General features: G+C 59.1%; 8 protein-coding genes and 1 pseudogene. 4 read left to right on the forward strand and 5 right to left on the reverse strand.

Translation table 11 applies throughout. The features are described 5' to 3' along the window. The 5 genes from ACIREA_RS19710 to murA all read right to left on the reverse strand — a co-directional run. The coding region (locus tag ACIREA_RS19710) for a c-type cytochrome (protein WP_397384053.1) at positions 1-2,076 on the reverse strand (2,076 nt) is incomplete at its 3' end. Positions 2,077-2,120: 44 nt separating this feature from the next. Continuing rightward, the gene (locus ACIREA_RS19715) at positions 2,121-2,696 is read right to left on the reverse strand and encodes a DJ-1/PfpI family protein (protein WP_397384055.1); all 576 of its coding nucleotides are present in this window, start codon (positions 2,694-2,696) and stop codon (positions 2,121-2,123) included. Between the two features lie 33 nt (positions 2,697-2,729). Next, entirely contained in the window at positions 2,730-3,233 is a 504-nt protein-coding gene (locus ACIREA_RS19720; RefSeq protein WP_397384056.1) for a hypothetical protein, read from the reverse strand. Between the two features lie 12 nt (positions 3,234-3,245). Continuing rightward, complete coding sequence (locus tag ACIREA_RS19725) at positions 3,246-4,154, reverse strand: sugar phosphate isomerase/epimerase family protein (RefSeq protein WP_397384057.1); 909 nt, start codon at positions 4,152-4,154, stop codon at positions 3,246-3,248. A gap of 450 nt (positions 4,155-4,604) precedes the next feature. Continuing rightward, positions 4,605-5,870, reverse strand: coding sequence for a UDP-N-acetylglucosamine 1-carboxyvinyltransferase (gene murA / locus ACIREA_RS19730; protein WP_397384058.1), 1,266 nt, complete (start codon positions 5,868-5,870; stop codon positions 4,605-4,607). Between the two features lie 138 nt (positions 5,871-6,008). On the opposite strand from murA, the gene ACIREA_RS19735 reads away from it, so the two are divergent. The 4 genes and pseudogenes from ACIREA_RS19735 to ACIREA_RS19750 form a co-directional block, all read left to right on the forward strand. Continuing rightward, the gene (locus ACIREA_RS19735; RefSeq protein WP_397384059.1) at positions 6,009-6,413 is read left to right on the forward strand and encodes a BlaI/MecI/CopY family transcriptional regulator; all 405 of its coding nucleotides are present in this window, start codon (positions 6,009-6,011) and stop codon (positions 6,411-6,413) included. A gap of 7 nt (positions 6,414-6,420) precedes the next feature. Further along, positions 6,421-8,160, forward strand: coding sequence for a M56 family metallopeptidase (locus ACIREA_RS19740; RefSeq protein WP_397384060.1), 1,740 nt, complete (start codon positions 6,421-6,423; stop codon positions 8,158-8,160). 18 nt (positions 8,161-8,178) lie between these two features. Then, complete coding sequence (locus ACIREA_RS19745) at positions 8,179-8,568, forward strand: hypothetical protein (protein ID WP_397384061.1); 390 nt, start codon at positions 8,179-8,181, stop codon at positions 8,566-8,568. 39 nt (positions 8,569-8,607) lie between these two features. Continuing rightward, positions 8,608-9,077 (forward strand): annotated as a pseudogene (locus ACIREA_RS19750) (polysaccharide lyase); the annotation flags it as partial.

Raw genomic sequence — 9,077 nt, forward strand, 5'->3', positions numbered from 1 at the left:
CTTCGTTTCCTTGCCGTTGCTGATGATGATGTGTTCGAAGCCGCCTTTGACGGGGCGGAGGGTGTCTTCGACTTGCTGGCCGTTTTCGAGATAGCGGAAGGTGGGGATGCCGTCTTTGCCGAGGGTGTAGCCGCCGAAGATGCGTTCGCCAGTGGCTGCGGGCATGGGTTTCAATGAGGTGCCGAGGGGTTTGATGGGGGGCATGGAGCGGTCCTGATAGTTGCTCATGGCATCGAGGAAGCGGCCTTTCCAGAGGATGGCCCAGCGGCTGGTCTTGGCATCGAAGGCGGCATTCAGGCCACCGGGAAAACCGACGCCGATGGCGTGGGTGCCGACGCCTTCGATGTAGCTGCGGAAGATGATGACGCGCTTTCCGGCATCGGGCTTCAGTTCGAAATCGGCGGATGACATGAGGCCTTCGGGGAGCGGCTGGCCTTCGATCTCGCGCAGGTAGGTCCAGATGCTTTCGATTTCCTGATCGGCTTTTTTGCGGCCCATGAACATGGGTGGCATGACGGTGCCGGTCTGAGTCGCCTGAGGATTGAGGAGGAGTTCTTTGAAGTATTCGGGCTGCAGGCGCTCCACGGTTTGAGTGAGGCGGATGACGGGCGGGCCGAGGGATTTGCGATCCTTCATGCCATGGCATGAGACGCAGGCGAGGCCCTTGGCTCCGAGGAGCTGGCGTCCGGCTTCGGCGCGGTGGTGTTTGGCGAGGCCGCTGACATCGATCTGGAAAGGTTTTTCCAAGGCGTCGGCTTCGTTCAGCCAGGTGATGAGCATTTCCGTCTGATCGCGGCCAAAGCTGGGCATGTGGGTGTCCATGTAAGGGCGGACGCTGCCGTCTTTGCCCCAGAGGATTTTTTCAAACCAGCCGCGAGTGAGTTTGCGGCCGGCTTTGTCGAGGGTTGGAGGGAGATGCGCGAGCTGGCCGAGGGATTCGGCACCGGGATCATTCACACCGAAGTATTGGGCGCGCGGGTCTTCGGGGCTGCCCTTGCCATCGCGGTCGTGGCAGGCGTAGCAGTTGAGGCGTGTGAGCTGCCAGTCCACTTTTTCCTGCGCGGTGAGTTTGGGGGCGTCTTCTTTTTGGACGAGAGCCAGAGCGAGTTTGATGGCGCGTTTTTCGAGAGCGTTGAGGTCGAAGCGCGGGGTGCCGGAGGGTTGCTTTTCGGCGAGGCAGCCTTGGTCTTGAGAGAGGGCTTTGAGCGGCTTTGTGGCGATGGCTTTGGCCGCAACATCAGAATCAAGCTTGTGGCAGGCAATGCAATTCATCTGCGCGAAGAGCTTGCGGCCCTTTTCGACGCCCTGCTTGGGGATCTTCAAAGCGGCGCGTGCGGTGGCTTTTTCGGCGACTCGGCCGACGTGGAGGTAAGCGGCGATGTCGGAGGCTTGCTGGGCGGAGAGGCGCATGTCGGGCATGCGGCCTGAGGGGCGGACGGACAGAGGATTGTGGAGGAAGTGGGAGAGGGCGGTGAAGTCGTAGGCATCGGCGAGGGCGATGGGCACGGAGGCATTGCCGGGCTTTTCGACTTCGGCATCTGCGGCGACCTTGGGCGGGCGCACGTCTTTGGCGGGCTCATGGCAGGCGACGCAGCCGACTTTGTGATAGAGGTCCTTGCCGCGCTCGACATCGCCAGCGGGGACTTTGGGCTGGGGCTGTTTCAGGCTGCTGAGGTATTCGACGAGGGCCTCGACTTTTTCGTCATCGCCTTCTGCTCCTGCGAACAAGCCGGGCATCTGTGTGCCCTTCTTGCGGTTTTGCGGACTGCGGATCATGAGCCAGAGGGTATCAGGATCTAGGCGGGAGCCCACGGCGCTGAGGTCAGGGCCGGGCTTTGGCTTGAGACGTTCCTCCCATGACTTCGGCACGACATGGCAGGTGGTGCAGTTTAGCTCTGCGAGAAGCAGCAGGCCGCCGTTGACCAATGATTCGTCGGGATCTTCGGGGATGTGGAACTGATCGAAGGTGTAAACGAAGGCATGATTGATGGGCTCTGCCTGGAGAGGATGCGCCCGGAGGTGGCCGCAAAAAAACGCAGAGGCCGCAAAAAGGGTCCAGAGTTTTGATGAATTCATTTTTGCGTTTTCTTTGCGTCGCTTTGCGGCCATTCAGATCCGATTTAGATACCCATCTTGGCGCGCTCGGCGTCGAGGGCTTTGATCCAGGGGGCGATGAAGTGGCCGGAGTCGTGGTAGGTGCGGCCGGAGTACATGTGCTGGTCGATGACGCAGGGTTCGTTCACGTAGATGCCGCCGCAGATTTCTAGGTCGAATTTGCACTTGGCGACGGTGGCCATGCGGAGGCCTTTGACGATGTCGGCACGGGCGGGAATTTCGACGCCGTGGCACACGCTGGCGCAGGGCTTCTTCTGCTCCCAGAACCACTTGGTGATGCGGAGGAGATCGACATCTTCGCGGATGTACTCAGGAGCGCGACCACCGCTGAAGAAGATGCCGACGTATTCCTCGGGATTGATGTCCTTGAAGGCGATGTCGGCATCGATGCTGTAGCCTTCCCACTCCTTGGTGATGGTCCAGCCGGGCTTCACTTCATGAAGCACCATCTGGTATTTCCGTTTTTCCGGCGCGGCGACGACGGGCTTGTAGCCGCCCTCGATGAGACGGTAGAAGGGGTAGAGGGTGTCAACGGTTTCGGTGGCGTCGCCGACGATGATGAGGACTTTGGCTTCGGACATGGTGTGGTGGGTGGTTGAGTTTAGTTGCTTGGGTTAATCTGTCTCTCTGAAATAGAAAATGCCTTTTTCTTGATCGATCCAAATTTCGGGCACGGAGCTGCCGGGCTTCCCTACATGCAGTCCTCGCTTGAGCGCACCTGGGTCAAACCAAGGCGTTGGCTTGAGCACTGAATTTTCCGTGTAATCAACATGATCAACTTTCTCGGCTGTTGGCTCTTCCTGCTTCGGCATGGCTTTGTCACGCCACATATCATGCCACTTCAAGACCTCGGCGACATGTTGCTCACAAACCGAAACTGGGGCCTCAAATCGCACCAGTAACTCGTAGGCAAATCCATATGAATAACGCGCAATTTGAATGTTTCGGGCAGTGCTTGGGGTTGGAAATTTGATTCCCTTTTTGAGAAATTCATCACGTGTCATTGGTGCATCAAAACGCAGTACTGTCGGCCTGTTACATTTGGCAGCAGTCATCGCGAAAAGCACGATCACTGCCGTCAATGTCCAAAGTCCCCAATGCTTGAAGTTGAAAGTCATCTTTTGATGAGATCACATCTGCGTGACGATTGAATCCAAATAATCTCTGCCCCGAACGATTTCTGCTGTCGTCTCAGCAGCGGTGGGCATGATGGGGATGCCGCGGGGGGTGGGGTGCATGAAGATTTCGGTGGGGCCGGTGAACTGGATGGCTTTGAGAGCTTGCAGCAGGGGTTTCCAGTCGAGTTTGCCGCGACCGGGCATCTGCTGGAGTTCGTCTTCCTTGGGCATGGCCTTGGAGCAGCTCATGCCGAATTCCCAGGCGTAGAAGAGCGTCATTTTTTGGTCGATGTGCTGGATGAGATCAGCCTGCAATGCGGCGTCCTGTGGAAGATGGTAAGGGGCGAAGGCGATGCCGATGCCGGGGATGTTGCGGATGCCATCGGCGAGCCAGCGGAGGGAGTCGGGGGTGTCGATGAGGTTGTTGATGTGGTTTTCGATGCCGAGGGTTAGGCCGTTTTCGGCGGCGAGCGCAGCGTGGGGTTTCATCTTTTCCACGAAGGCTTTGACGTTCAGCTTGAGCTGCTCGGGCGGGACCTTGTAGTCCCCTGCCCCGCCGGTGACGATGAAGGTGCCGCCGAGTTTTTTCACGATGCCGATTTCCTCGGTGAGGCGGAAAGGGCCGAGATCATAGCGGGTGGTGCCGCCGAAGGTGAGGCCGTGGTCCTTGAGCATGGCTGCGAATTTGTCGTGGCCGATGGTGTCGATTTCCTCGCGCTGGGTGCCATGTTTTTTGGGCCATAGTTCGATGCTGGTGGCGCCGGTCTTTTTGAGTTCGGGGAGGATTTCAGCCAGGGGAAGGCTGCCATACATGGAGGAGGCGAGCATGTAATTCAGCTTCCACGGCAGTGGATCTGCGGCGAACGCGGGGGCGGCGGCGAGAGCGGAGAGTGATTGCAGGAAGCGACGGCGGCTGGTCATGGGGGAGTAAACGACGGGGTGGGCGCGTCTTCATTCAGACTTTGATTTGGGTTCTTCAGGTTTTGCGGCGGCAACAAGACGACGCCCCACGGCAAAAAAGAAGTTCGTTCAAAGAAGCGATCGATCCAGACATTGGTGCCGAGGCAACACCAGAGGCGTATGGTGTAACATGTTTCAGACACTGCTTATACGGATCGTAATCGGAGTTTCGGCCCCTCACCCAACCTCTCCCCGAAGGTTGTCTTGAAAAAGCGAAGCTTGGGACGGGGAGAGGAGATCCGCGTTGGACCACTTCGGAAGTAAGTTCGCGACACAACGCATTGCATATCTACCCCTCCAGAGGAGGAGGGCATTGCTGAATGATTGCCTAAAGGGAGGGAGTCCTAGATTTTGCGAAGTGAAAGACTGGCGTGATCGGATCTTTGGATCTTTGCACCTCAGCCTCCAGCCTTACTTGTCCTGAACGCGTTCGAGCTGGGCGCCGAGGGCGGCGAGTTTGTCGTCGAGGTGTTCGTAGCCGCGGTCGATGTGGTAGAGGCGGTTGATCTCGGTTTTGCCTTCAGCGACGAGGCCGGCGAGGACGAGGGCGGCTGAGGCGCGGAGATCGGAGGCCATGACGGGGGCGCCCTTCATGACGCTGCCGCCGCGAATGCGGGCGGTGGCGCCCTGGAGGTCGATGTTGGCTCCCATGCGTTTCATTTCGGCGCAGTGCATGAAGCGCTGCGGGAAGATGGTCTCGGTGATGGTGCTGGTGTCATTGATGACACAGGCGAGGGCGCACATCTGGGCCTGCATGTCGGTGGGGAAACCGGGGTAGCAGAGGGTGGTGAGATCGAAGCCTTTGGCGTTTGGATTGGGACGGACGGTGATGCTGTCCTTGGTGATGTCGATGGGGAAGCCGCATTTGATCATGGCATCGGTGACGGCTTTCATGTGCTCGGGCATGACGCGCTTGAGGGTGACGCCATCGCCAAGCATGGCACCGGCGACGAGGAATGTGCCGGCCTCGATGCGGTCTGGAATGACGGTGTGCTCTGCGCCGTGCAGTTCCTTCACGCCTTCAATGGTGATGCGGTTGGTGCCTGCGCCTTCAATTTTTGCGCCCATCTTGATGAGGAAGTTTGCGAGGTCTTCCACCTCGGGCTCAGCGGCAGCGCCCTCGATGATGGTGGCGCCTTTGGCGAGGACGGCGGCCATCATGACATTGTCTGTGCCGAGGACGGTGGAGCCGTGCTTGCCCATAAGATTCATGGGTCCGCCTTTGAAGCCTTTCTTGGCATTCACGAAGATATCTCCGCCTTCCACGGTGATCTGCGCGCCGAGGGCTTCGAGACCTTTGAGATGGAGATCAACGGGGCGGTCCCCAATGACGCAGCCGCCAGGGAGTGAGACGGTGCATTTTTTCAAACGGCCTGTGAGGGGGCCGAGCACGCAGATGGAGGCGCGCATTTTGCGGACGAGATCATAGGGGGCGACGGATTTGATCTTCTCAGCTTTTACGACGACGACGCCGCTGGCGCGCTCGACCTCGGCACCGAGTTCGCCGAGGATACGGACCATGTAATTGGTGTCGCTGAGATCGGGCACACGACGGATGGTGCAGGTGTCTTTGGTGAGGAGCGTGGCCGCGAGAATGGGCAGCGATGAGTTCTTTGAGCCGCTGATGTTGATGCGGCCCTTCAGAGGTGCGCCGCCGTGAACGATGAGTTTTTCCATGGGTGAGTGCTTTGTGCTGCGGAAAGAGGCAGTGGCAAGCCATTCTTCGAAATCCTCGCACAAGAAAGACTGCTTGAAAAAAGTTCTTGCCGAGTCGGATTACATGCGTGATCCGTGGATCACGTTTGTAATCCGACCATGTCACGCCGCGCTCCCAATCCCCCCGCCCCGAAGATTTCTGACGCCGAATGGACAGTGATGAATGTCTTCTGGCAACGCGGGACGAGCACGCTGGCGGAGGTGGTGAAGGAGCTGGAAGGGCGGCTGCACTGGAAGCCGCGAACGGTGCAGAGCCTGATCCGCCGACTGGCTGACAAGGGGGCGCTGGCGGTGGAGGCGGTGGGGCGTGAATTCCGCTACACGCCTGCGGTGGCCCAGGACCAGTGCCAGCATGAGGAGAGCCGGAGTTTTCTGGATCGCGTGTTCAACGGTCGGCTGACGCCCTTCGTGGCGGGGCTGATGGATCGTGAAGATGTGACGCAAGATGACCTGGCCGCGCTGCGTGAAGTGCTGAATCAGGCCGAGAAGAAACTTAAAAAGTGATCCAACCATGAATGCCGACGCTCTCCTCCACTGGCTGCTGCGCACTTCGCTCGAAGCGAGCCTCTTGATTTTGGCCGTGCTGGGGCTGCGGCTGATGCTGGGGACGCGGCTGAGTCCGGCATGGCGCATTGGGCTTTGGCTGCTGGTGGGGACGAAGCTGATGCTGCCGGCTTTTATTCCTGCGGGGTTTGGGCTGGGGGCGTGGTTTCAGCAGGATGAGGGTGCGCGTATGAGTGCGGTGTCGGCAGCGCCAGTTGTTGATGCGGCGGATGTGGTGAGGACGGCTGATGTGGAGAACGTGCCGATGATTGCGGCATCCATTGCTGGTGTGTCCGAGTCTGCGGGAATGATTTCTGGATACACGCTGGCACTGGGTGTGTGGGTGATGGGGGCACTGTGGGTCTTTGCGGCAGCGTTGTATCGGCAACGGCGATTTGAACTGGAGCTGCGCCAGCGTCCGCATGCGACGGCTGCGCTGCTGCGTGCGCTTGTGGCGAGTCTTTGCCAGAAGGCGGGGGTTCGAAAGCAGGTGCGCATTGTCCTGATGCCAGCGGGCACCACACCTGCAGTGGTGGGGATGGCACAGCCGAGCATTCTGCTGCCGGAGGACTGGGAGACGCGCTTTGATGAGCACAGTCTGCGCCATGTGCTGCTGCATGAACTGCTGCATGTGAAGCAGCATGATTTGATCTTGAACTGGGCCGCAACGGCGGTGCAGGCGCTGCATTGGTTTAATCCGCTGGTGTGGTTTGTGGTGTCGCGCTTTCAGGCGGACCGCGAGCTGCGCTGCGATGCAGGAGCGCTGGCGCTGCTTTCCCCCACGGAGCGGCTGGACTACGGGCACACGCTGCTGCGCATTCAAGAAAGCTTTTTCGCACCACCGGCCATGACAGGGTTGGCCCCATGTGTGCGCAACCACCCTACCCTGCGTCAACGCATCCATATGATTGCCCATCCAACCACCCGTCAGCCTGTGATTCAAATGCTGCTCGTTCTCACGCTCAGCGTTCTTGTTTGCTACTCATTCACGACCGCGCGTGCGGTGGAAAAGGAAGTGCCGGCGAAGGAGCGGAGCCGGGAGGGGGCTAGGACTCCTGCTGCCGAGCAGACGAAGACCGGAGCAAGTGAAGAAGGAGCCCCTGCCCGCGCCCGTGAAGGCGATGGTGGCACCAAGAAGACGGGGATGCGCGAGGGGGATGGTGGCGCACGCAAGTCTGGCACGGGCGATGGTGAAGGCTCGCGAAAAACCGGCATGCGAGAAGGCGATGGTGGAAGCAGGAAACCCGGTGCGCGTGATGGCGAGGGCTCTGGCAAGACTGGCATGCGTGATGGCGAAAAGCCACGCACAGGAGGTGAACGCGAGGGCGATGGCAGCCGGAAGACTGGAGCGCGTGACGGCGAGGGTTCTACCAAGACTGGCATGCGTGATGGCGAGAAGCCACGCACAGGAGGTGAACGCGAGGGCGATGGCAGCCGGAAGACGGGGGCGCGTGATGGAGACAAGGCCACTTCTTCAGGCGAGACGATCACACTCAAGGTGATCAAGAACGGCGAGGCCGTGATGGTAGGAGAGACAGAAGTGTCCATGCGAGGACTGCGCGGGCACCTGAGCACTTTCCTGCCGGAGCATCCAGGGGCCAAGGTGGTGGTGACGGGGGATGAGAATGTGCCGCTGGGTGCGCTGCATAACACGGTGGACGCCGTGAGAGATAATGGGAACAAGAATGTGGGGATCAAGGCGGAGTAACAAGCTATCCGAGAGGTCATGCGTGTTAAAAATGCAGGCGTTTGCGGTGACGGAGGAACCCATTTCATCGAGCTAGAATTCGATGATGGGAGACCGACCCAGCTGATTGGATTAGATGCGCGCATCCCAACACCACCGCATCAACGCCGCATTTTTCTAGATGCTGAACACCCAACCAACCCTAATGCACGGATACTACCCATTGGAAGCCCTGACGAGGCATCTGTCATTGAGTTGCTGACGCAATGGGCTGATCAAAACCTCTCTTTCCTCAGGAGAGAGGCACTAATGACGCCAGGTATATCACATCAACTCGAAGCTGATTTTGGTGATCAAATGGGTCTGTCAATTCTCTTGGGAGCACTGGACCGAAGCCCACCGGCGGAGAAGAAACGAGTGCTGCCATAAACACATTTCGAGCGTCTGCTGAATTCACACAAGCTGGCTATGCGCACTGCACTATTTGTCATGCTGACTTCGGCATTCGTCTTGTCGCTGTCCACTGAGGCTGCGACGCCTCAGGATGTCACGGCGGCGATCACGAAGGCTGTTTCTTTTTATCATGGCAAGGCAGCGGCTCACGGGGGGTATGTGTATCGTTACAGCGCTGACTTCACGCTAAGAGAAGCGGAAGGTATTCCGGAGGCGGACACGATCTGGATTCAGCCGCCGGGGACTCCGGCGGTGGGGATGGCGATGCTGGATGCGTATGAGGCGACGAAGGATGAGCAGTGCCTGGCTGCAGCGGTGGCGGCGGCGCATGCGGTATCGCGTACGCAACTAGCATCAGGGGGCTGGGATTATTCGGGGCATTTTGATGCGAAGAACCGGGCGGCGCAGCTTTATCGGCGTGATGTGGAAGGCGGATTGATTGAACGGAAAAAGGTGCCTGAGGGTGAAGGTGGGTGGGAGGTGTG

This window comes from Prosthecobacter sp., assembly GCF_044373815.1.
Classification (GTDB): Bacteria; Verrucomicrobiota; Verrucomicrobiia; order Verrucomicrobiales; family Verrucomicrobiaceae; genus Prosthecobacter.